Source organism: Mesorhizobium sp. M0768, assembly GCF_040320195.1.
Lineage (GTDB): Bacteria > Pseudomonadota > Alphaproteobacteria > Rhizobiales > Rhizobiaceae > Mesorhizobium.
Genome location: NZ_JAMYPD010000005.1, coordinates 84,798 through 106,500, shown reverse-complemented (window position 1 = coordinate 106,500; position 21,703 = coordinate 84,798). Strand labels below are relative to the sequence as shown.

18 protein-coding genes are annotated in these 21,703 nt (G+C 64.0%); 15 read left to right on the top strand and 3 right to left on the bottom strand.

Annotated features, from left to right (window positions below; genetic code table 11):
* Positions 1 to 2 precede the first annotated feature (2 nt).
* From NKI08_RS09305 to NKI08_RS09245, 13 genes are all read left to right on the top strand, one after another.
* Positions 3 to 1,403 carry an APC family permease gene (locus NKI08_RS09305; protein WP_352472309.1) on the top strand — a complete coding sequence of 467 codons (1,401 nt, stop codon included), beginning with the start codon at positions 3 to 5 and terminating at the stop codon, positions 1,401 to 1,403.
* Between the two features lie 46 nt (positions 1,404 to 1,449).
* Complete coding sequence (locus tag NKI08_RS09300; protein ID WP_352542206.1) at positions 1,450 to 2,130, top strand: hypothetical protein; 681 nt, start codon at positions 1,450 to 1,452, stop codon at positions 2,128 to 2,130.
* The gene (locus NKI08_RS09295; protein WP_352542207.1) at positions 2,127 to 2,459 is read left to right on the top strand and encodes a hypothetical protein; all 333 of its coding nucleotides are present in this window, start codon (positions 2,127 to 2,129) and stop codon (positions 2,457 to 2,459) included. The genes NKI08_RS09300 and NKI08_RS09295 overlap by 4 nt, the downstream gene beginning before the upstream one ends.
* An 84-nt stretch (positions 2,460 to 2,543) precedes the next feature.
* Complete coding sequence (locus NKI08_RS09290; protein ID WP_352542208.1) at positions 2,544 to 3,437, top strand: class II glutamine amidotransferase; 894 nt, start codon at positions 2,544 to 2,546, stop codon at positions 3,435 to 3,437.
* 4 nt (positions 3,438 to 3,441) lie between these two features.
* A complete protein-coding gene (locus tag NKI08_RS09285) occupies positions 3,442 to 4,176 on the top strand; it encodes a GltB/FmdC/FwdC-like GXGXG domain-containing protein (RefSeq protein ID WP_352453795.1) in 735 nt (244 codons plus the stop codon).
* A gap of 6 nt (positions 4,177 to 4,182) precedes the next feature.
* Positions 4,183 to 5,511 (top strand): FMN-binding glutamate synthase family protein, encoded by a 1,329-nt coding sequence (locus NKI08_RS09280; RefSeq protein ID WP_023673984.1) that lies wholly within the window; start codon positions 4,183 to 4,185, stop codon positions 5,509 to 5,511.
* Between the two features lie 33 nt (positions 5,512 to 5,544).
* The gene (glnT, locus tag NKI08_RS09275) at positions 5,545 to 6,852 is read left to right on the top strand and encodes a type III glutamate--ammonia ligase (protein ID WP_023673983.1); all 1,308 of its coding nucleotides are present in this window, start codon (positions 5,545 to 5,547) and stop codon (positions 6,850 to 6,852) included.
* Positions 6,853 to 6,888: 36 nt separating this feature from the next.
* Positions 6,889 to 8,142 (top strand): sarcosine oxidase subunit beta family protein, encoded by a 1,254-nt coding sequence (locus NKI08_RS09270; RefSeq protein ID WP_352542209.1) that lies wholly within the window; start codon positions 6,889 to 6,891, stop codon positions 8,140 to 8,142.
* A 17-nt stretch (positions 8,143 to 8,159) separates the two neighbouring features.
* Positions 8,160 to 8,435 carry a sarcosine oxidase subunit delta gene (locus NKI08_RS09265; protein ID WP_352542210.1) on the top strand — a complete coding sequence of 92 codons (276 nt, stop codon included), beginning with the start codon at positions 8,160 to 8,162 and terminating at the stop codon, positions 8,433 to 8,435.
* Between the two features lie 223 nt (positions 8,436 to 8,658).
* Positions 8,659 to 11,640, top strand: a complete 2,982-nt coding sequence (locus NKI08_RS09260; RefSeq protein WP_352768554.1) for a sarcosine oxidase subunit alpha — start codon at positions 8,659 to 8,661, stop codon at positions 11,638 to 11,640.
* Positions 11,633 to 12,262 (top strand): sarcosine oxidase subunit gamma, encoded by a 630-nt coding sequence (locus NKI08_RS09255; protein WP_352542212.1) that lies wholly within the window; start codon positions 11,633 to 11,635, stop codon positions 12,260 to 12,262. Before NKI08_RS09260 ends, NKI08_RS09255 begins: the two co-directional genes overlap by 8 nt.
* A 265-nt stretch (positions 12,263 to 12,527) precedes the next feature.
* The gene (locus NKI08_RS09250; protein WP_352542213.1) at positions 12,528 to 14,897 is read left to right on the top strand and encodes a trimethylamine N-oxide demethylase; all 2,370 of its coding nucleotides are present in this window, start codon (positions 12,528 to 12,530) and stop codon (positions 14,895 to 14,897) included.
* Positions 14,898 to 15,170: 273 nt separating this feature from the next.
* A complete protein-coding gene (locus NKI08_RS09245) occupies positions 15,171 to 16,880 on the top strand; it encodes a trimethylamine N-oxide permease (protein ID WP_352542214.1) in 1,710 nt (569 codons plus the stop codon).
* 146 nt (positions 16,881 to 17,026) lie between these two features.
* Here the strand turns inward: NKI08_RS09245 and msuE are convergent, their stop codons facing one another.
* The 3 genes from msuE to NKI08_RS09230 all read right to left on the bottom strand — a co-directional run bounded on the left by msuE (position 17,027) and on the right by NKI08_RS09230 (position 20,682).
* On the bottom strand, positions 17,027 to 17,587 hold the full coding sequence (gene msuE, locus NKI08_RS09240) for an FMN reductase (RefSeq protein WP_352455213.1): 561 nt from the start codon (positions 17,585 to 17,587) through the stop codon (positions 17,027 to 17,029).
* Positions 17,588 to 17,699: 112 nt separating this feature from the next.
* Positions 17,700 to 19,055, bottom strand: a complete 1,356-nt coding sequence (locus tag NKI08_RS09235) for an LLM class flavin-dependent oxidoreductase (RefSeq protein WP_352738537.1) — start codon at positions 19,053 to 19,055, stop codon at positions 17,700 to 17,702.
* A gap of 133 nt (positions 19,056 to 19,188) precedes the next feature.
* Entirely contained in the window at positions 19,189 to 20,682 is a 1,494-nt protein-coding gene (locus NKI08_RS09230; protein WP_352472296.1) for an aldehyde dehydrogenase family protein, read from the bottom strand.
* 177 nt (positions 20,683 to 20,859) lie between these two features.
* Here NKI08_RS09230 and NKI08_RS09225 point away from each other — a divergent pair, with 177 nt between their 5' ends.
* Together NKI08_RS09225 and NKI08_RS09220 are read left to right on the top strand one after the other, a co-directional pair.
* The gene (locus NKI08_RS09225) at positions 20,860 to 21,231 is read left to right on the top strand and encodes a DUF4258 domain-containing protein (protein ID WP_352472295.1); all 372 of its coding nucleotides are present in this window, start codon (positions 20,860 to 20,862) and stop codon (positions 21,229 to 21,231) included.
* Positions 21,224 to 21,682, top strand: a complete 459-nt coding sequence (locus NKI08_RS09220; RefSeq protein WP_352455217.1) for a helix-turn-helix domain-containing protein — start codon at positions 21,224 to 21,226, stop codon at positions 21,680 to 21,682. The genes NKI08_RS09225 and NKI08_RS09220 overlap by 8 nt, the downstream gene beginning before the upstream one ends.
* The last annotated feature ends 21 nt before the right edge of the window (positions 21,683 to 21,703 follow it).

The window sequence follows — 21,703 nt, the reverse complement described above, 5'->3', positions numbered from 1 at the left end:
CGATGACGATCACGGCTGAACCAGCGGTGCAAGTGCAGGGCGACAGGGTTTCACTGCTCAGGGTGCTTGGCCCCGCCCATGTATGGGCGCTCGGCGTCGGCATCGTTCTGGTCGGCGAATTCACCGGCTGGAATTTCGCGGCGGACAAGGGCGGCGCGCTGGCGGCGCTGATCGTCTGCTGGATCGTCGGCCTGCTCTACACCTCGGTCGCGATGATCGATTCCGAAGTTACCTCGACGGTTGCCGCCGCCGGCGGCCAATATGCGCAGGCCAAGCACATTGTCGGGCCGCTGATGGCCTTCAACGTCGCGCTGTTCCTGGTCTTTGCCTACACCATGCTCGAAGTGTCGGACGCGATCCTGCTCGGCGACACCATCGTCGCCAAGGCCGGCGTCGAGGGCCTCAACCACAATTCCTTCATCGCCGCGACAATCGTCGTGCTGGCATGGCTGAACTATCGCGGCGTGCTGATGACGCTCAACGTCAACTTCGTCATCACCGCCATCGCCTATGTCTCGATCGTCATCCTGTTCTTCTCGGTCAGCCCGTGGACGCAAGGCGCCGTGCTCAAGCTCAACGAGTTGGTGACCCCGGGCAACGCCCTGCCCTACGGCTGGATCGGCGTCATCGCCGCCTTCCAGTTCGGCATCTGGTATTATCTCGGCATCGAGGGCACCACGCAGGCCGCCGAGGAAGTGCGCTCGCCGGCGCGCTCGCTGCCCTACGGCACGATGGCCGGTATGATCACGCTTCTGATCGCCGCCGCCATGACCTGGTATGTCTGCGCCTCGATGATGCCCTGGGAATATCTCGGCATCACCTATTATCCGCTGTGGGATGCAGGCAAACTGACCGGCAGTGCGCTGCTGGAGAACCTGTTGTTCATCGCGACGCTGCTTGCCGCGCTCGCCTCCGCCAATGGCTGCATCAACGACGCCGCGCGCGCCTGGTTTTCGCTCGGCCGCGACCGCTATCTGCCGACCTGGTTCTCGGCGGTGCATCCGAAATACCGCACGCCCTATCGCTCGATCCTGTTTCTGCTGCCGATCGCGCTCGCCTTCGCCTTCATCGCCGACCTCAACCAGGCGATCACCTTCTCGATCCTGTCGGGCGTGCTGCAATACACTTTCATGAGCATCAACATCATCATGTTCAGGAAAAAGTGGCCGCTCGGCTCGATCCGCCGCGGCTACACCCATCCGTTCCATCCGCTGCCGGCGATCGTCTTGTTCTGCCTTTGCGTCGTCACCTTCTTTGCGATCTTCCTCGGCTTCGGCTCGCAGCTGATCGCCATGGTCGCCTTCTACTTCCTGATCTCGCTGTGGTTCCACTTCTACCGCTACAAATTCGTGCGCCGTGGCGCCCAGTTCACCATGCCGTGGCCGAAGCCGCAGGGCTACTGACGGCGCGCCCGGTCTGGGCGGGCATTTGCGTGACGAGGTGCGTTAGGTGATCTCAGCATTGCTCGCCGGGGCGGTTGCCCTGGCTCTCGTCCTCCATATAGCCTGGCTTGCGCGGGCCAGCCGCGCCAAGGCTTCGACCGGGCTTGCCGCCGACGAAGCCGGCGTCCGCGTCGTCGTCCCCGACGCGGCCAACGTCTCGGACGGCACTGCCGGCGTCGTCACCTTCGCCGGCTCGTGGAACGGCCGGCGGGTGCAGGTGCGGACCATCGTCGACACGCTGGCGATCAGGAAGCTGCCGGCGCGCTGGCTTAGCGTTTCGATCACCGAAAAGGTCGCGATACCAGGCACTTTCGATATGATGATGCGGCCGGGATCGCCGACGACTTTTTCCAATTTCGATCATCTCGTCCACCCGCTGCCGAAGGCGGCGGGGTTTCCGGCCGAGGCGGTGCTGCGGAGCGACCGCAAGGGCGTGCGCTTCCCCGAAGCCATCATCGCCGGCCACCTCGATGTCTTTGCCGAGGAGCGCGCCAAGGAATTGCTGATCACGCCGAACGGCGTGCGCATCGTCTGGCTGCTGGCCGAGGCCGAGCGGGCGCGCTACGGCGTATTCCGGCAAGCCGAATTCGGCACGGTCAGGCTCGATCCGGTGCTGATCGAGAGGCTGCTGTCGTCGGCTTCGGCGCTGCGCGATGCCATCAATCAAAGCGAACGGCAAGCGGCATGACCAGCCAGATCACCACCTCCCCCGCACCACCGAGCCCCTATCTGGTTCTGGGCGCTGCGATCGTTTTGCCGGCGAGCGGGCATGTCGTGCTCGGCGTGCCGGTGCGCGGCCTACAATTCCTGTTCTTCATGGTGATCCTCGCCTGGGTCACCGCCAAGATCGCGCCGCCCGACGCCAGCTTCGTCGGACGCCATGCCGGCGGCTTCCTGATCTATGCCCTGTCGATCCTGGATGCCTACAAGATCGCCCGCATCCGCTATGCCAAATGGGTTCACAATGGCGGCCAGCGCAGCGATAGTGCGGCCGGCGGCGCCTCAGCCGATATATAACGACAGGAAAATTTTTTTCATACCAATTGAATTCCCGGGACTCATTCGATACATCTCGGAGGGAACAAACTCGCGGAGGCTGACATGTGCGGAATCGTCGGACTGTTTTTGAAGGACAAGTCGCTCGAGCCCCAGCTTGGCGCGATGCTGTCGGAGATGCTGATCTCGCTCAGCGATCGCGGTCCCGACAGCGCCGGCATCGCCATCTATGGCGCGCCCTCCAATGAAGCCAAGATCACCATCCAGTCGGCCAAGCCGGAGCGCGATTTCCGCAGCCTCGACGCCGAACTCGCCAAGGCAATCGGCGCGCCGGTGAGCATTGCTGCGAAGTCGACGCATGCCGTGGTCCGGACGACGCCTGCCAAGATCGACGAAGCACGCGAGACGATCCAGGCGCTGCGCCCCGACATCCGCATCATGGGCGCCGGCGACGTCGTCGAAATCTACAAGGAAGTCGGCTTGCCCGAAGCGGTCGTCGACCGTTTCGGCGTCCGCGAGATGACCGGCACGCACGGCATCGGCCATACCCGCATGGCGACCGAATCGGCGGTGACGACGATGGGCGCGCATCCGTTCTCGACCGGCGCCGACCAGTGCCTGGTCCATAATGGCTCGCTGTCCAACCACAACAATGTCCGCCGCGAGCTGATCCGCGAAGGCATGACATTCGAGACCGAGAACGACACCGAGGTCGCTGCCGCCTATCTCTCCTCGCAGATGGCGCATGGCAAGAACCTCGGCGAGGCGCTGGAAGGCACGCTGAGTGATCTCGACGGGTTTTTCACCTTCGTCGTCGGCACCAAGAACGGCTTCGGCGTGGTGCGCGACCCGATCGCCTGCAAGCCCGCCGTAATGGCCGAAACCGACCAGTATGTCGCCTTCGGCTCGGAATATCGTGCGCTCACCAAACTGCCCGGCATAGACAATGCGAAGGTCTGGGAACCCGAGCCCGCAACCGTCTATTTTTGGGAGCATTGAACCAATGCCGGCAATTAACCTCTCCAAGGCGGCTCGCGAGCCGGGCCATGCATCACGGGTCTTCGATCTGGCCGAAATGTCGCTGCGCGAGCTCAACCAAGCGCTGCACGATCTGGCGCCCGGTTCGAACGAGACCGCCTGGGAGGTGCTCCACCCGCGAGGCAGCCATTCGGTCGCCGTCGGCGTCGACCAGCCGGTCGCCATCGATGTGCGCGGCAGCGTCGGCTATTATTGCGGCGGCATGAACGACGGCGGCACCATCACCGTGCATGGCTCGGCCGGGCCCGGCGTCGGCGAGAACATGATGTCCGGCCAGATCGTCGTCAAAGGCGATGCCAGCCAGTATGCCGGCGCCACCGGCCGGGGCGGGTTGCTCGTCATCGAAGGCAACGCGTCGTCGCGCTGCGGCATCTCGATGAAAGGCATCGACATCGTCGTCCATGGTAATATCGGCCACATGTCGGCCTTCATGGCGCAGTCCGGCAACCTCGTGGTGCTGGGCGACGCCGGCGATGCGCTCGGCGATTCCATCTACGAGGCGCGGCTTTTCGTGCGCGGCAAGGTCGAAAGCCTCGGCGCCGACTGCATCGCCAAGGAGATGCGGCCCGAGCATCTCGAATTGCTGCAAGGCTTGCTCGACCGCGCCGGTGTGACCGGCGTCAAGGCGGCGGAGTTCAAGCGTTATGGCTCGGCTCGTACCCTCTACAATTTCAATATCGACAACGCCGACGCGTATTGAGGCTCAATGACCTATCGCAACCCGCCGACGACGCCGCGCAAATCCGCGACCTTCGACGACTACACGCTTTCCGAGATCCGCCGCGCCGCGGCGACCGGCATCTATGACATCCGCGGCGCCGGCGCTAAGCGCAAGCTGCCGCATTTCGACGACCTTCTGTTCCTCGGTGCCTCGATCTCGCGCTACCCGCTCGAAGGCTATCGCGAGCGCTGCGACACCAGCGTCGTGCTCGGCTCGCGCTATGCGAAAAAACCGATCGAACTGAAAATCCCGATCACTATTGCCGGCATGAGCTTCGGCTCGCTGTCCGGCCCGGCGAAGGAAGCGCTTGGCCGCGGCGCGACGCTGTCCGGCACCTCGACGACGACCGGCGACGGCGGCATGACCGAGGAAGAGCGCGGCCATTCGAAGACGCTGGTCTACCAGTATCTGCCGTCACGCTACGGCATGAACCCGCGCGACCTGCGCCGCGCCGACGCGATCGAAGTGGTCGTCGGCCAGGGCGCCAAGCCAGGCGGCGGCGGCATGCTGCTCGGCCAGAAGATCTCCGACCGTGTCGCCGAAATGCGCACGCTGCCGAAAGGCATCGACCAGCGCTCGGCCTCGCGCCACCCCGACTGGACCGGGCCGGACGACCTCGAGATCAAGATCCTCGAACTGCGCGAGATCACCGACTGGGAAAAGCCGATCTACGTCAAGGTCGGCGGCGCGCGGCCCTATTACGACACCGCGCTTGCGGTGAAATCGGGCGCCGATGTCGTCGTCGTCGACGGCATGCAGGGCGGCACTGCGGCGACCCAGGAAGTGTTCATTGAAAATGTCGGCCAGCCTACGCTTGCCTGCATCAGGCCGGCCGTGCAGGCGCTGCAGGACCTCGGCATGCACCGCAAGGTGCAGCTGATCGTCTCCGGCGGTATCCGCAACGGCGCCGACGTCGCCAAGGCGCTGGCGCTCGGCGTCGATGCGGTGTCGATCGGCACGGCAGCGCTTGTCGCGCTCGGCGACAACGACCCGCGCTGGGAGGCGGAATACAACGAGCTCGGCACCACCGCCGGCGCCTATGACGACTGGCATGAGGGTCGCGACCCGGCCGGCATCACCACGCAGGATCCCGAGCTAATGAAACGGGTCGATCCGATCGCGGCCGGCCGACGGCTGGCGAATTATCTTAAGGTGATGACACTTGAGGCTCAGACAATCGCCCGCGCCTGCGGCAAAAACAGCCTGCACAATCTCGAGCCCGAGGATCTTGTGGCCTTGACGATCGAAGCCGCCGCCATGGCCGGCGTGCCGCTGGCCGGCACCAACTGGATACCGGGCAAGAACGGCTTCTAAGACAAACCAAATGCCAGTAAGCGAGGAACTATAATGGGGAACGATCTCGCCGCCTTCGCCAAGGAAAAGGGCGTCAAATATTTCATGATATCCTACACCGACCTGTTCGGTGGACAACGCGCCAAGCTGGTGCCGGCGCAGGCGATCGCCGACATGCAGCGGGACGGTGCCGGCTTTGCCGGCTTTGCCACCTGGCTCGATCTGACGCCGGCGCATCCCGACATGCTGGCGGTGCCGGATCCGGCCTCGGTGATCCAGTTGCCTTGGAAGCCGGAGGTCGCCTGGGTCGCCGCCAACTGCATCATGGACGACAAATCGGTCGAGCAGGCGCCGCGCAACACGCTGAAGCGGTTGATCGCGGAGGCTGCTGGCGACGGCATGCACATCAAGACCGGCGTCGAGGCCGAATTCTTCCTGATCTCGCCGGATGGCAAGACGATTTCCGACGAATATGACACGGCGTCCAAGCCCTGCTACGACCAGCAGGCGGTGATGCGCCGCTACGACGTGATCGCCGAGATCTGCGACCACATGCTGGCGCTCGGCTGGGGCGCCTACCAGAACGACCACGAGGACGCCAACGGCCAGTTCGAGATGAACTGGGCCTTCGACGATGCGCTGGCGACCGCCGACAAGCATTCCTTCTTCAAATTCATGGTGAAATCGGTCGCCGAAAAGCACGGCCTGCGCGCAACCTTCATGCCTAAACCCTTCCAGGGCCTGACCGGCAATGGCTGCCATGCGCATATCTCGGTGTGGGACAAAGACGGCAAGACCAATGTCTTTGCCGACAATGCGATGGAGCTCGGCCTGTCGGCCAAGGGCAGGAATTTCCTCGGCGGCATTATGAAACATGCGTCCGCGCTTGCCGCCATCACCAACCCGACGGTCAATTCCTACAAGCGCATCAACGCACCGCGCACCATCTCCGGCGCCACCTGGGCGCCGAACACGGTGACCTGGACCGGCAACAACCGCACCCACATGGTGCGCGTGCCCGGCCCCGGCCGCTTCGAGCTGCGCCTGCCGGACGGCGCGGCAAACCCGTATCTGCTGCAGGCGGTGATCATCGCCGCCGGCCTTGACGGCGTCCGCTCGAAGGCCGACCCCGGCCGGCGCTACGATATCGACATGTACCAGTTCGGCCATACGGTCGAGGGCGCGCCGAAGCTGCCGCTCAACCTGCTCGACGCGTTGCGCGAGTTTGACAACGACAAATCGCTCAAGGCGGCGCTGGGTGAGGAATTCTCGTCGGCCTATCTAAAGCTCAAGCAGCAGGAATGGAATTCCTATGCTTCCCACTTCACCCAGTGGGAGCGCGACCACACGCTCGACATCTGATCCGGAATTGTTGCACGCCCGGCGCGAAACAGGTTCATGAAATACTCGATCTTCTCCCTCGCCCGGGCGGCATTTTCCGGCCATAAGAACTGGCAGCGCACCTGGCGCGACGCCAGCCCGAAGAGCCACTACGACGTGGTGATCATCGGCGGCGGCGGCCATGGCCTGGCGACGGCATGGTTCCTCGCCAGCGAATACGGCATCAGGAATGTCGCCGTGCTGGAAAAAGGCTGGATCGGCTCCGGCAATGCCGGCCGCAACACAACCATCATCCGCTCCAATTACGGGCTGCCCGGCAATACCGGCTTCTACGAGCTGTCGATGAAGCTGTGGGAGCGGATGGAGCAGGACCTCAACTACAACACCATGGTCAGCCAGCGCGGTGTCATCAACCTCTACCATTCCGACGCGCAGCGCGATGCCTATGCGCGGCGCGGCAACACCATGCGCATCAACGGCATCGATGCCGAACTGCTCGATCTGACGGCGGTCAGGAAGATGATGCCGTTCCTGAACTTCGACAACGCACGTTTCCCGGTGCAGGGCGGGCTTTTGCAGCGGCGCGGCGGCACGGCGCGGCACGACGCCGTGGTCTGGGGCTATGCGCATGCGGCGAGCGCGCTCGGCGTCGACATCATCCAGAACTGCGAGGTGACCGGTTTTGTCCGCGATGGCAGCGGCAAGGTGACCGGCGTCGAGACGAGCCGCGGCAGGATCGGCGCGGCCAAGGTCGGCATGGCGGTCGCCGGCTCCTCGTCGCGCGTCGCGGCGATGGCCGGCATGCGGCTGCCGATCGAAAGCCATGTGCTGCAGGCCTTCGTCTCCGAGGCGATCAAGCCGCTGATCCCCAACGTCATGACGTTCGGCGCCGGGCATTTCTACGTCAGCCAGTCCGACAAGGGCGGCCTGGTCTTCGGCGGCGACATAGACGGTTACAATTCCTATGCCCAGCGCGGCAATCTGCCTGTCATGGAAGACGTGTGCGAGGGCGGAATGGCGCTGATGCCGATGATCGGCCGGATACGGCTGCTGCGTCAGTGGGGCGGCATCATGGACATGTCGATGGACGGCTCGCCGATCATCGACAAAACACCGGTCAACGGGCTCTATCTCAACGCCGGCTGGTGCTATGGCGGCTTCAAGGCGACGCCCGGCTCCGGCCTGGTCTTTGCCCATCTGCTGGCGCGCGACGAGCCGCACAAGGAGGCTGCCCGCTTTCGTCTCGACCGCTTCCGGCGAGGTGCGATGATCGACGAAAAGGGCCAAGGCGCCCAACCGAACCTGCATTAAAGGCTGGCTGAAGAAGCATGCGCATTGTCTGTCCCTTCTGCGGCGAACGCGAACTCGGGGAGTTCACCTATCTGGGCGACGCCAAGCCGGTGCGTCCGGCGGCCGGCGCCACCGACGACGAGGTCTTCGACTACGTCTATCTGCGCGACAACATCGCCGGGCCGATGAGCGAATACTGGTACCATGGCGGCGGCTGCCGGGCCTGGCTGAAGGTCGCCCGCAACACCCTGACGCACGAGATTTCGGCGGTCGAACCGGCTGCAGGCGTTGGTGCAAGGCAGGCTGCAAGATGAATTCTGCCCAGGTTAGCGCCGCCCCTCACCTGCCTGCCGGCCTCCTCTCCCCGTATAGAGACGGGGAGAGGGGCGCCGCCATCGATTGTTTCGCCAATCATCGACGTTCCCTGAAAGGCGCCGAGGTTGCGGCCAGCCCCCTTCTCCCCGTCCCTATACGGGGAGAAGTGCCCGGCAGGGTGATGAGGGGCAGCGCGGCGCTCCTGCTTAAGGGCCAGCAAACGTGACCTCCAGCCAGCCCTATCGTCTCGTATCAGGCGGTCTCATCGATCGCGCCGCGCCGCTGGCCTTCCGCTTCGACGGCAAGAGCTTTGCCGGCTTCCAAGGCGACACGCTGGCCTCGGCGCTGATCGCCAATGGCGTCAAGCTGGTCGGCCGCTCGTTCAAATACCATCGGCCGCGCGGCATCCTGACCGCTGGTTCGGAGGAGCCCAACGCGCTGGTCGAACTGCGCAGCGGAGCGCGGCGCGAGCCGAACACCAAGGCGACCACGGCCGAACTCTATGACGGGCTCGAAGCCGCCAGCCAGAACCGCTGGCCGTCGCTGCGCCACGACCTGATGGCGGTCAACCAGCTGTTCGCGCCGATCTTCGTCGCCGGCTTCTACTACAAGACCTTCATGTGGCCGGCGAAATTCTGGGAAACGATCTACGAGCCAACGATTCGCCGCGCCGCCGGCCTCGGCCGCGCTGCAGGCGTCGCCGATCCCGACCATTACGACAAGGCGTGGGCGCATTGCGACGTGCTGATTGCCGGGTCCGGCCCGGCCGGGCTGGCTGCGGCACTGGCGGCCGGGCGCGGCGGCGCCCGCGTCATCCTGTGCGAGGAAGATTTTGCGCTTGGCGGCCGTCTGCTCGCCGACGGCGGCATGATCGACGGCGCGCCGGCGGCCGAATGGATTACGCGCACGCTGGCCGAACTCGCCGCACTGCACGATGTCCGCATCATGACCCGCACGACATTGTTCGGCGTCTATGATGGCGGCACCTATGGCGCCATCGAGCGGGTCAACGACCACCTGCCCTCGCCGCCCGAGCACCAGGTGCGCCAGCGGTTGTGGCGGATCGTGGCCAAGCGCTGCGTCGTCGCCGCCGGCGCCATCGAGCGACCGATCGTCTTTGCCGGTAACGACACGCCGGGCGTGATGATGGCTTCGGCTATGCGGACCTATGTCGCGCGCTACGCGGTTACCCCTGCCAGGAGGATCGCGCTGTTCACCAACAATGAGGATGGCTGGCGCACGGTCGAGACCGCGCTTGGCGCCGGTTTGCAGATCGCGGCGGTCGTCGATGCGCGCCCGGACGTCTCCGCCGCGCATCGAGCGCTTGCCGCCAAGGGCGGCTTTGCCGTGCTCAACGGCTCGGTCAGCGGGGTCGAAGGCGGCAAGGACGGGGTCCGGAAAATCGTGGTGGCGCTGACCGGCGGCGCACGGGCGGAAGTCGAAGCCGACGGGCTTGCCGTGTCCGGCGGCTGGAATCCGGCGGTCGGGCTGACCTCCTATCATCGCGGCCGGCCGAAATGGCAGGACGATATCGCAGCCTTCGTGCCGGATGGTGCGCCGCCCGGCATGATGGCCGTCGGCGCCGCCAACGGCGCCTTCGGGCTGGGCGACTGCCTGCGCCAGGGCTTTGCCGCGGGTGCTGCGGCAGCGCAGAGTGCTGGACGCGGCGGCAATGCCGGCACATCGCCGGTCGCCGACAGGGAGGCGTTTTCGCTGACGCCGCTTTGGTATGTGGCCGGCAAAGGGAAAGCCTTCGTCGATTACCAGCATGACGTGACCGCGTCCGACATCGTGCTGGCGCAGCGCGAAGGTTTCGAATCGGTCGAGCATCTCAAGCGCTATACGACGCTCGGCATGGCCACCGACCAGGGCAAGACCTCGAACGTCGCCGGTCTCGCCATCATGGCGGCAATCAGCGGCAAATCGATCCCCGAAACCGGCACGACGATCTACCGCCCACCCTATGTGCCGGTCGCCATCGGCGCCTTCGCCGGCCATCATCGCGACGAAGACTTCCATGCGACGAGGCTGACGCCGTCGCATCACTGGGCAGCCGAACAGGGCGCGGTGTTCGTCGACACCGGCCTGTGGAAGCGCGCGCAATGGTATCCGCGCGCCGGCGAAAAGGACTGGCTGGAATCGGTCACCCGCGAGGTCGAGGCGGTGCGCTCCGGCGTCGGCTTCTGCGATGTCTCGACGCTCGGCAAGGTCGACGTGCACGGCCCGGATGCCGGCGCCTTTCTCGACCGCGTCTACATCAACACCTTCTCCAGTCTCGCCGTCGGCAAAGCCCGCTACGGGCTGATGCTGCGCGAGGACGGCATCGTCTATGACGACGGCACGACGTCGCGGCTGGCCGAGGACCACTATTTCCTGACCACCACCACCGCCAAGGCCGGGCTGGTGATGCAGCATCTCGAATTCTGCCGGCAGGTGCTGTTCCCCGAATTCGACGTGCAGCTGACATCCGTCTCCGATCAATGGGCGCAGTTCTCGATCGCCGGGCCGAAGACCCGGGACCTGCTTCGGGAAATCGTCGATCCGGCGGAGGATTTGTCGAACGAGGGCTTTCCCTTCATGGGGGCGCGGGAAGTCGCGCTTCGCGGTGGCATCAAGGCGCGGCTGTTCCGCATCTCGTTTTCGGGCGAAATGGCGTTCGAAATTTCGGTTCCCGCCCGCTATGGCGAGGCGCTGGTGCGCAATTTGATGCTGGCCGGCAAGCCGTTCGGCGTTACGCCCTACGGTACCGAGGCGCTCGGCGTCATGCGCATCGAAAAGGGCCATGTCGCCGGCCCGGAGCTGAACGGCACGACGACCGCCGCCGACCTCGGCCTCGGCAAGATGATGTCGACCAAAAAAGATTTCATCGGCCGCGTCATGGCCGGGCGCGAGGCGCTGATTGCCCCAGACCGGCAGGTCGTCGTCGGCATCAAGCCGGTCGACAAGACGCGCCGCCTGCGCTCCGGCGCGCATATCATTCCGAAAGGCGAGACGCCCGGTCCCGGCAACGACCAGGGCTATGTCACTTCGGTCTGCTTCTCGCCCATGCTCGACCAGTGGATCGGGCTGGCGCTTGTTGAGCGTGGCCGCGAGCGCATCGGCGAGATCGTCCATGCGCATGACCCGCTGCGCGGCGAAGACTACGACGTCGAGCTGTGCAGCCCGGCCTTCTACGATCCGGATGGAGGGCGCCAGCGTGGCTGAGTTTTCCTGGATTGCCCGCAGTCCGCTGGAGAAAGCGCTCGTTGTCGGCGCCTATGGCGCGCGCGGCACGGCGGCCGGCGTATCGCTCACCGAGATCCGCAATTTCGACCTGATCCAGGTGATGGCGCGGCGCGGCAAAGCGGCAGAACTGGCGAAGGCCGCCGAAACCCGCTTCGGCGTTGCCGCCCCGGAAACGCCCAAGGCGACCCGAACTCCCGACGCTACGCTGATCTGGTCGGGACCGGATCAGTTCCTGGTCCTGTCCAATGGCGGCAAGCACGCGAGCGAACCGCTGAGCCAGACGTTTGCGCAATCCGCCTCGTTGTCCGACCAGTCGCATGCTCGCGCGCTGATCAGCGTTTCCGGAGAAAAGGCGCGCGCGATGCTGGCCAAACTGTCGTCACTAGACCTGCACCCCGCGGCGTTCCCGGCCGGCACCGCTGCGGCGACCTCGGTCGATCACACCAGCATCAATCTCTGGCGCGGCAATGACCGGCCGGACGGACAGGCGGTGTTCAATCTTCTGGTGTTCGCCACCTTCGCGGAAAGCCTGTCGCATACGATGCTGGACGCTGCCGCCGAGTATGGCGTCGAGATCAGCCACAGCGAGGAGTTGGCATAGCCTTGGCGCGTCTTTCCTTCTCCCCTTGTGGGAGAAGGTGGATCGGCGCGCAGCGCCGAGACGGATGAGGGGTGTTCCAGCGGAGTGAGAGGCTGGCGTTCCCTGGAACACCCCTCATCCGTCGCCTTCGGCGACACCTTCTCCCACAGGGGGAGAAGGTGGAGCTTGTGCCACCTTCACCTTGCCAAACCCGATCCCCCTGCTATTCTTCCCGCTAAAATAATTTCACACACAGGCAAACTTGTTTCTCGAAACCAAGGTTGAGATGAGCCAGTCGCCCTACCCCGCCGTCGTCGCCGGACCGCCCCGGCCGAGCGTGATCCTGCGGCCAGGGCAGATTACGTTGCCGGCCGGGATGGAGCGCTACACGGTTCAGGGCAATGGCGCGGTGCTGATCGAGGTCGAGGCCGGCGACATTGTCACCGTGCGCGATGTCGAGGGCGGGCAGGCCTGCGAGCTGCTGGCATGGGACAGCAGCGACGCGACCGATCCCGGCATTCTCGGCGAGAAATCGAACAGCAATGCCGCCGGCATCAAGGCGCTGCTGGCCGAAGGCGACGACAGCCTCGCATCCTTGCGCCGGGGGCTCGAGCGGCGCCAGGTGCAGCTCGACCAGGCGAAGGCGGTTCGCGTTTTCGGCGGCGCCACCCCTGCCGGTACCGAACAGGCTTTTACCGTCGCCCGCGATGGGTCGATGCTGATTGCCGCGCCCGGCGGGCCGATGCTGGTCGACGGCCACGATACGGCGACGCCGCTTAGCGTCATCGTCCGCCGCGCCACCATCCGCCCAGCAGCGAAATCCAGGCTTGCCGACCCGCTGGCCGATCCCGTGCTCGACCTGCGCGTCCATTCGGCGACGGCGGAGGCCTACTTCGTCAAGGCGGGCGACTATCTGCAGATCATCGATGTCGACGGGCGCCAATGCACCGACTTTCAGTGCTTTTCGGCGCGCAAGCTGGACAGGGGCCGCGATCATCCGCTCGACGTGACGACGACGCGCACGCTGATGGGTTCGAGCTATCCGATGCCCGGTCTGCACTCAAAATACTACGACCAGGACATGGAGCCGCTGGTCGAGGTTGTGCAGGACACTTGCGGCCGCCACGATGCATTCGCGCTCGCCTGCGCGGCCAAATATTACGACGACATCGGTTATCCCGGCCATCCCAACTGCTCGGAGAATTTCAACCGCGCGCTGGCCGACAAGGGTGTCACGCCTCGCGCCGGCTGGATGGCGATCAACTTCTTCTTCAACACGGCCATCGACGCGCATGGCGTCGTGGTGTCGGACGAGCCGTGGTCGCGGCCCGGCGACTATGTGCTACTCAAGGCGCTCACGGACATCGTCTGCGTCTCGTCCGCCTGCCCCGACGATACGACGCCGGCCAATGGCTGGAACCTGACCGACATCCATGTGCGAACCTATCCCGGCCAGCACAAATTCTCGCGAGCGATCGCCAGACGCATGACGCCCGATTCGGAACCGAAAATGACCCGCGAGACCGCCTTTCATTCGAGCTTTGCCAAGCACACCCGCAACTTCGTCGAGTACAAGGGCTATTGGCTCGCCAATTCCTTCGCCAAGCAAGGCCCGATCGATGAATACTGGGCCTGCCGGCAGGACGCCGTGATCATGGACCTGTCGCCGCTGCGCAAGTTCGAGGTCACCGGGCCGGACTCCGAGGCGCTGCTGCAATACACGCTGACCCGCGACATCAAGAAGCTCGGCGTCGGCCAGGTCGTCTATTCCGCCATGTGCTACGAGCATGGCGGCATGATCGACGACGGCACGCTGCTCAGGCTCGGCAAGGATAATTTCCGCTGGGTCGGCGGCGACGATCTATCCGGCCAATGGCTGCGGGAAACGGCGCAAAAACTCGGCCTCACCGTGCTGGTGCGCTCCTCGACCGACCAGATGCACAATGTTGCCGTGCAGGGACCGAAAAGCCGCGACGTCCTGCGGCAGATCATCTGGACCTCGCCGCTGCAGCCGTCGATCGACGAACTCGAATGGTTCCGTTTCGCCGTCGCCCGCATCGGCGGCGGCAACGGCATTCCGGTCGTTGTCTCGCGCACCGGTTACACCGGCGAGCTCGGCTACGAGATCTGGTGCCATCCGCGCGACGCCGAAAAGGTGTTCGACGCGATCTGGCAGGCCGGCCAACCGCACGGCCTGAAGCCGATGGGGCTGCAGGCGCTCGATATGGTGCGCATCGAGGCCGGGCTGATCTTTGCTGCTCACGAGTTTTCCGACCAGACGGATCCGTTCGAGGCCGGCATCGGCTTCACCGTACCGCTGAAGACCAAGAGCGACGATTTCATCGGCCGCGAGGCGCTGATCCGGCGCAAGGAAAACCCGCAGAAGAAGCTGGTCGGCCTCGACGTCGACGCCAATATCGCGGTCGGCCACGGCGACTGCGTGCATGTCGGCCGGGCCCAGATCGGCGTCGTCACCTCGGGCATGCGCTCGCCGGTGCTGAACAAGACCATCGCGTTGGCCAGGCTCGACGTCACGCATTCGGCGATCGGCACCGAGGTCGAAATCGGCAAGCTCGATGGTCACAGCAAGCGGCTGCCGGCGCGCGTCGTCGCCTTCGCCCATTACGACCCGCAAAAGACCAGGCCGCGCTCCTGATCGACGCTGTCTGGTTCTTCCCTTCTCCCACAACAAGGGGAGAAAGACCGCACCCGTTGGCAGCGCCAGCGAAGCTCGACTGTTTCACAAACGCAATGTGCACAGCGTCACAAACCACTTGACGTGAAAGCGCCTTGGGTCAATCTTCACTGCTAAGAAAAAAATACTACTGAGCGGAAAACGCCTGGGGCCGTTCAACGTGAGCGTCGATGACGCCTCGCGAGATTGCGGCTGTTGCCGATGGGGAACATCAAAAATGGGGAATCCACGTAAATGAGCACGATAGTCACCACCTTGGTGCCGCCTGCCGAAGGGCAGCTGCACCGGAACATCGATTGGCGCGGCGCCTTCTGGGTGGCAAGCGGCGTTCCGGCCCTTGTCTTGTTTTCGATCGGCGGCATCGCCGGCACCACCGGAACACTGGCCTTCCTGATCTGGGCCGTATCCATGGTCATGGGCTTCCTGCAGTCCTTCACCTATGCGGAGATCGCCGGGCTGTTCCCGAACAAATCCGGCGGCGCCTCGGTCTACGGCGCCACCGCGTGGCTGCGCTATTCGAAATTCATCGCGCCGCTTTCGGTGTGGTGCAACTGGTTCGCCTGGTCGCCGGTGCTGTCGCTCGGCTGCTCGATCGCCGCCGCCTATATCCTCAACGCACTGGCGCCGGTGCCGCTGTTCACCGACACGTCGCCGGAGGTCGCCGCCTATATCGCGGCCCATGCCGGAACCAGCGCCGCCGACGCCATCACCGCGGTCACCGCGGCGGCGACGCCGGCGATCCGTAACTGGACGCTCTACGGTCACACGCTTGGCCCGGTTTCCTTCACCTTCAACGCCACCTTCTTCATCGGCGCGGTGCTGATGCTGATCATCTTCTCGATCCAGCATCGCGGCATCCTGGGCACGGCCAACGTGCAGAAATATATCGGCCTGCTGGTCATCATCCCGATGCTGATCGTCGGCGTGGTGCCGATCGTCACCGGCCAGATCAACTGGGCAAACTTCTCGCCGCTGGTGCCGCTCGCGGCAGCCTATGCGCCGGAGCCCGGCGCGTGGAACATCGCCGGCTGGACGCTGGTGCTCGGCGGCATGTTCATCGCGGCGTGGTCGACCTACGGCTTCGAGACCGCGGTCTGCTACACCTCCGAGTTCAAAAACCCGGGCACCGATACCTTCAAGGCGATCTTCTATTCCGGCCTGTTGTGCATGCTGCTGTTCATCCTGGTGCCGTTCACCTTCCAGGGCGTGCTCGGCTTGAACGGCATGCTGGCGACGCCGATCGTCGACGGCTCCGGCGTTGCCGATGCGCTGGCCGGTATGGTCGGCGGCGGACAGCTGATCCACAGCCTGCTGGTGATGCTGATGATCCTGGCGCTGGTGCTCTGCATCATGACGGCGATGGCCGGCTCCTCGCGCACGCTCTATCAAGGCTCGGTCGACGGCTGGCTGCCGCGCTATCTCAGCCATGTCAACGAGCACGGCGCCCCGACGCGGGCGATGTGGACCGACCTGATCTTCAACCTGATCGTGCTGGCCATCGCCTCGGCCGACGCAACAAGCTTCTTCTTCATCCTCGCCGTGTCGAATTGCGGCTACATCATCTTCAACTTCCTTAACCTCAATGCCGGCTGGATCCACCGCATCGACAATGGCCACATCGCGCGGCCATGGAGGGCGCCGAGCTGGCTGCTCGGCCTCGGCGCCATCTTTGCCTACGTCAACGCGGTCTTCATGGGCGCCGGCGCCAAGGTCTGGAACCCGATGGCATTGTGGGCCGGGCTGATCACGGCAGCCTTGATCATCCCGGTGTTCTGCTTCCGGCACTACATCCAGGACAAGGGCAAATTCCCCGACCACATGCTGGCCGATCTCGGCATGAGCTCGTCCGACCTTGCGGTGAAAAAGGCGGGGATGCTGCCCTATCTGACGCTGGTCGCCGGCGTCGTGGTGATGCTGCTCGCCAACTGGCTGTTCGTCATCTGACGGCTGCGTTGAGGGATCGGGCACGCAAGGCGCGCTCGATTCCTGCATTTTGTTCTTGCTTTGTGCCGGCAGCTATGCTAATGATTTTGGTATGGTGCTGATTCGCCCCGAGACCCGCCGCTGAGGCGGGTTTTTCTTTTTAGGGGCTATTCGGCAGCGGTGCCGGCGCGGGAGCGACCGCCAAGCGCTGCACCGATATCCTCGAGGACCTGTCCGACGCGCGCCTGGATCGTCTCGGACGCAAGCACGCCGTCGATGAAATCCCTGTCCGAAGCGTAGATCGCGGTCGGCAGCGTAAAGGCCTCGAAGAAGCCGAACAGCGGTCTCAGCTGGTGCTCGATGATCAGCGCATGCCGGTCGCCGCCGCCGGTCGCCAGCAGCACCACCGGCTTGCCCCTGAGCGCCGTTGGGTCGACAAGATCGAAGAAGTGTTTGAACAGGCCGGTATAGCTGCCCTTGTAGGTGGGCGAGCCAACGACGAGCACGTCCGCCGCGACGACGCGCTTGAGGATATCGCCCGCTTGCGCATCCAGTTCACGCGCCCATTTGGCGCCACCGAGGCTGGGGCCGAGGTCGACGACGTCATGCGTGCTGGCGGCCAGGCCATATCTGCCGGCTACCTCGTTCACGATACGATCGACGAAGCCGCGCGTCTTGGACGGCCGGGTGAAATTGCCTGAGAAACCGACAACGGCCGGATTGGTCATGATGCAAAGCCCTCGCGATGATTTCGGGCTGCCAGCCCGCTGCTGACCCTATGGACATTCGGGCCGAACGAAAAGAACGGATGCTTGCCACGGTCTAAAATCATTACCGGTTCTAGCCAGCTTTGCGGATCGCTGCCGTCTCAGGTTGGAAGAACCGGTTTGGCGGCCGCTTCAGGCCAAGATTTTCGCGCAGGGTCGATCCTTCGTATTCGCTCCTGAAAATGCCGCGCCGCTGCAATTCGGGCACGATTTTCTCGACGAAATCATCCAATCCGGCGGGAAGATAGGGGAACATGACGTTGAACCCGTCCGAGCCTTCGGTGACCAGCCATTCCTCCATCTCGTCGGCGATGGTTTTCGAAGTGCCGACGAAGGCAAGACCGGAATAGCCGCCCAGCCGCTGCGCAAGCTGCCTGACGGTCAGGTTTTCCTTGCGCGCCAGTTCGATGACGCGCTCGCGGCCGCTCTTGCTGGCGTTGCTTTCCGGGATTTCGGGCAAGACTGAATCCGGATCGAACCGCGACGCGTCGTGGCCGAGCGCGATCGACAGCGAGGCGACGCCGCTCTCATAGTAGACGAGGCTGTCGAGCTTGGCCCGCTTCGTCTGCGCCTCCTCGACGGTCTCGCCGACAATGACGAAGGCGCCGGGCAGGATCTTGATGTCGTCGCGCGACCGGCCAAGTTTTTGCGCACGTTTCTTGACGTCGGCAAAGAAGCGCTGCCCCGAGGCGAGATCGGCATGGGCGGCGAAGATCACCTCGGCCGTTTCCGCCGCGAGCTGCCGTCCGGCCTCCGACGCGCCGGCCTGCACGATGACCGGCCAGCCCTGCACCGGCCGCGCGATATTGAGCGGTCCCCGCACCGAAAGATATTCGCCCTTATGGTCGAGCACATGCAGCTTCGCCGGATCGAAATAGAGCCCGCTTTCGGCGTCGCGGATGAAGGCATCGTCGACAAAACTGTCCCACAGGCCGGTGACGACATCGTAAAACTCCCGCGCCCGGCGATAGCGCTCGTCGTGCTCGACATGCTCGTCGAGGCCGAAATTCAGCGCGGCGTCGGGATTGGATGTGGTGACGATATTCCAGCCGGCGCGCCCGCCGCTGATATGGTCGAGAGAGGCGAAACGACGGGCGATGTGGTACGGCGCGTCGAACGTCGTCGAGGCGGTTGCGATCAGCCCGATACGATCGGTGACGGCGGCAAGCGCCGACAACAGCGTGAACGGCTCGAAGGACGTGACCGTGTGGCTGCGCCGCAGCGCCTCGATCGGCATGTTGAGCACGGCCAGGTGGTCGGCCATGAAGAAGGCGTCGAACTTTGCCGCTTCCAGCCTTTGCGCGAAGTGCTTGAGATGCGCGAAATTGAAGTTGGCGTCGGGATAGGCGCCCGGGTAGCGCCAGGCGCCGGTATGAAGGCTGACGGGCCGCATGAAAGCGCCAAGCCGCAATTGTCGATTTTCTGCCATGGAAAAATGCACCGATGACGACGAGCGTAACGCTCCAATTGCTCGAGCATGGGATGGCTTTGCGGCCATGGGAAGGAATTCTGTTTTGCAAAACCGGCGTCGGGGAGCATTTTTTGTGCGGGCGGCGGACCGATCAATCGATCTTGATGAACACGCCCTTGGTGTTAAGATATTCGGCGAGGTGCTCGGCGCCGCCCTCGCGGCCGTAGCCGCTCATCTTGTAGCCGCCGAAGGGCACGGCCGGATCGATGGCGTGATAGGTATTGACCCAGACCGAGCCGGCGCGGATCTTGCGCGACAGCTGGTGGGCGGTGGCGAGATTTTGGGTGAAGACCCCTGCAGCCAGGCCGTAAGGCGTGTTGTTGGCCCGCTCGACTGCCTCGTCCAGCGTATCGAACGGCAAGGCTGAAATTACCGGCCCGAAGATCTCCTCACGGGCGATCTTCATGTCGTCCGAGACGCCGGCAAAGACGGTCGGCGCGACGAAATTGCCGGCGCCAAGCGCGCCTTCCACAAGCCGGGTGCCTCCGGTGACGAGTTTCGCCCCTTCCGCGGTGCCGGCCTCGAGGTAACCGGTGACCCGTTGCAGCTGCTTTTCGGAGACGAGCGGACCGATCTCGGTCGCCGGGTCGATGCCGTCGCCGACCCTGAGACCCTTGGCGTATGCCGCGAGCCGCTCGACGAACTCGTCATGGACGGGCCGTTCGACGAAAAGGCGCGAACCGGCGATGCAGATCTGGCCGGAATTGGCGAACACCGACATCGCCGCCACCGGCACCGCCTTGTCGAGATCGGCATCGGCGCAGACGATGACCGGCGACTTGCCGCCGAGCTCCAGCGAGACGCGCTTGAGATTGCCGGCCGAGGCCCGCACGATCGACTGGCCGGTCGCCGTCGAGCCGGTGAAGACGATCTTGTCGACGCCCATATGCTCGGCGAGTGCGGCACCTGCCTCGGTGCCGGTGCCGGTGACGATGTTGACGACGCCTTCCGGAACGCCGGCCTCGTTCATGATGTCGGCGATCAAAAGCGGCGTCAGCGGCGCCTCTTCCGATGGTTTCAGCACGATGGTGCAGCCGGTCGCCAGCGCCGGGCCGATCTTCCAGATCGACGCCGCCGTTGGCGCGTTCCAGGGAATGATGGCGCCGACGACGCCGACCGGCTCCTTGCGGGTGAAAGAGACGATTTCGCCGGGCAGCGAGTTGTCGATCGTCTCGCCGTGCAGCGCCGTCGCCATGCCGGCATAGTAGCGCAGCATGCCGATGACCCGGTTGCGATTGGCGCGGGTGCGTATGATCGGCATGCCCATGTCGGTGGTGTCGGAGCGGCTGATCTCTTCCCAGTGCTTTTCGAAGAGGTCGGCGATCCTCAGCAGCAGCACCTGGCGCTCATAAGGCTTGAACCGGCTCCACGGGCCCTCGAACGCCTTGCGCGCAGCAGTCACCGCCAAGTCGATGTCCTGGCGGTCGGCGCGCGGCACCGTGGCGATGACCGCGCCGGTGGCGGGATTGCGGCTCTCCGTGGTCCGACCGGAGCGGGCATCGACCCAGCCGCCGCCGATGAACATCCGGCGATGGCGCCCGTCGATCGGCAGCCGCAGCGGTGCCTTTGTCTGAGCTATGGTCATGACTGTCCTCCAACCACGCGCTAGTCTTAATAGCGGTGTCGTCCTGTGTTCGGTAGCGAATTTGTCACCACCCAACGGGCGTCAATGGCATGCCGCTTGTTTATTGACGTTCAGCACTTATGTAGGTATCACCATGATAGATGAAGCACCGGAAGGAATGCCATAGAAGGGGGATTTGTGACGATCACGCAACCTTGGGATGCCGGCCGTGCGACGATTGAAATAAGATCTATCGCGAGAAATCTGAAACTAAACATCTCGTACAAGCTGCATGCGCAGGATCGGCTTTCCGAACGCGGCTTGATCATGTCTGATGTGCTGCATGCGCTCAAGTTTGGAAATGTGTACCAACCACCTGTGCCCGCAACCCGGCCGGGTCATTTCCGTTATCGCGTGGAGTGCAAGACACCGAACAGCGGGAGTCGATCCATCGGGGTCGTTATCATCCCTTCCAAGAACGGATGTCTCGTCAAAGTTATTTCGGTTATGTGGATCGATGAGTTCGAGCGAAAAGCGGGCTCGATAATTGGAGTTGAAGCTGATGAATAACGCACACCACTACACAGAAAGCGGTCTGCTCAACGTTTACATCGAAGGCATCGCCGTTGAGGTGGATGACGATGGCGACGACATCATCACGATTCCTGCTGTGAATGAACTGCATCAAGTAATCGCGCTTGGGATCGTAAGCCATGCCAAGGGCATGAGCGGGGACGAGCTTCGTTTCCTGCGCTCCGAAATGGGTCTGACCCAAGCTGAATTGGCCGCCATGGTCCACCGTGACAAGCAGTCGATTGGCCGATGGGAGCGCAACGAAATCGACATTGACAGCTCGGCTGAGGCCCTGGTGCGTCGTTTGGCAATCGAAAAGCTGGGGCTGCCTGTTGACGCGGGAATCGATGAGTTGTCGCGTCGGAGCGTTCCTACCGCGGACGAGCAACCGATCAAAATACAGAAAATGAATAACGATGCTCGGCCGTACGAACTGATTGCGGCCTGACCCGACCCTGATAACCCCGCC

Excerpts from the sequence above, each read along its gene's own strand:
- NKI08_RS09250 (WP_352542213.1), top strand. The coding sequence starts at position 12,528 with ATGAGCCAGTCGCCCTACCCCGCCGTCGTCGCCGGACCGCCCCGGCCG.
- msuE (WP_352455213.1), bottom strand. The coding sequence starts at position 17,587 with ATGACCAATCCGGCCGTTGTCGGTTTCTCAGGCAATTTCACCCGGCCG.
- NKI08_RS09230 (WP_352472296.1), bottom strand. The coding sequence starts at position 20,682 with ATGACCATAGCTCAGACAAAGGCACCGCTGCGGCTGCCGATCGACGGG.
- NKI08_RS09285 (WP_352453795.1), top strand. The coding sequence starts at position 3,442 with ATGCCGGCAATTAACCTCTCCAAGGCGGCTCGCGAGCCGGGCCATGCA.
- NKI08_RS09235 (WP_352738537.1), bottom strand. The coding sequence starts at position 19,055 with ATGGCAGAAAATCGACAATTGCGGCTTGGCGCTTTCATGCGGCCCGTC.
- NKI08_RS09280 (WP_023673984.1), top strand. The coding sequence starts at position 4,183 with ATGACCTATCGCAACCCGCCGACGACGCCGCGCAAATCCGCGACCTTC.
- NKI08_RS09305 (WP_352472309.1), top strand. The coding sequence starts at position 3 with ATGACGATCACGGCTGAACCAGCGGTGCAAGTGCAGGGCGACAGGGTT.
- NKI08_RS09265 (WP_352542210.1), top strand. The coding sequence starts at position 8,160 with ATGCGCATTGTCTGTCCCTTCTGCGGCGAACGCGAACTCGGGGAGTTC.
- NKI08_RS09245 (WP_352542214.1), top strand. The coding sequence starts at position 15,171 with ATGAGCACGATAGTCACCACCTTGGTGCCGCCTGCCGAAGGGCAGCTG.
- NKI08_RS09270 (WP_352542209.1), top strand. The coding sequence starts at position 6,889 with ATGAAATACTCGATCTTCTCCCTCGCCCGGGCGGCATTTTCCGGCCAT.
- NKI08_RS09290 (WP_352542208.1), top strand. The coding sequence starts at position 2,544 with ATGTGCGGAATCGTCGGACTGTTTTTGAAGGACAAGTCGCTCGAGCCC.
- NKI08_RS09295 (WP_352542207.1), top strand. The coding sequence starts at position 2,127 with ATGACCAGCCAGATCACCACCTCCCCCGCACCACCGAGCCCCTATCTG.
- glnT (WP_023673983.1), top strand. The coding sequence starts at position 5,545 with ATGGGGAACGATCTCGCCGCCTTCGCCAAGGAAAAGGGCGTCAAATAT.
- NKI08_RS09220 (WP_352455217.1), top strand. The coding sequence starts at position 21,224 with ATGAATAACGCACACCACTACACAGAAAGCGGTCTGCTCAACGTTTAC.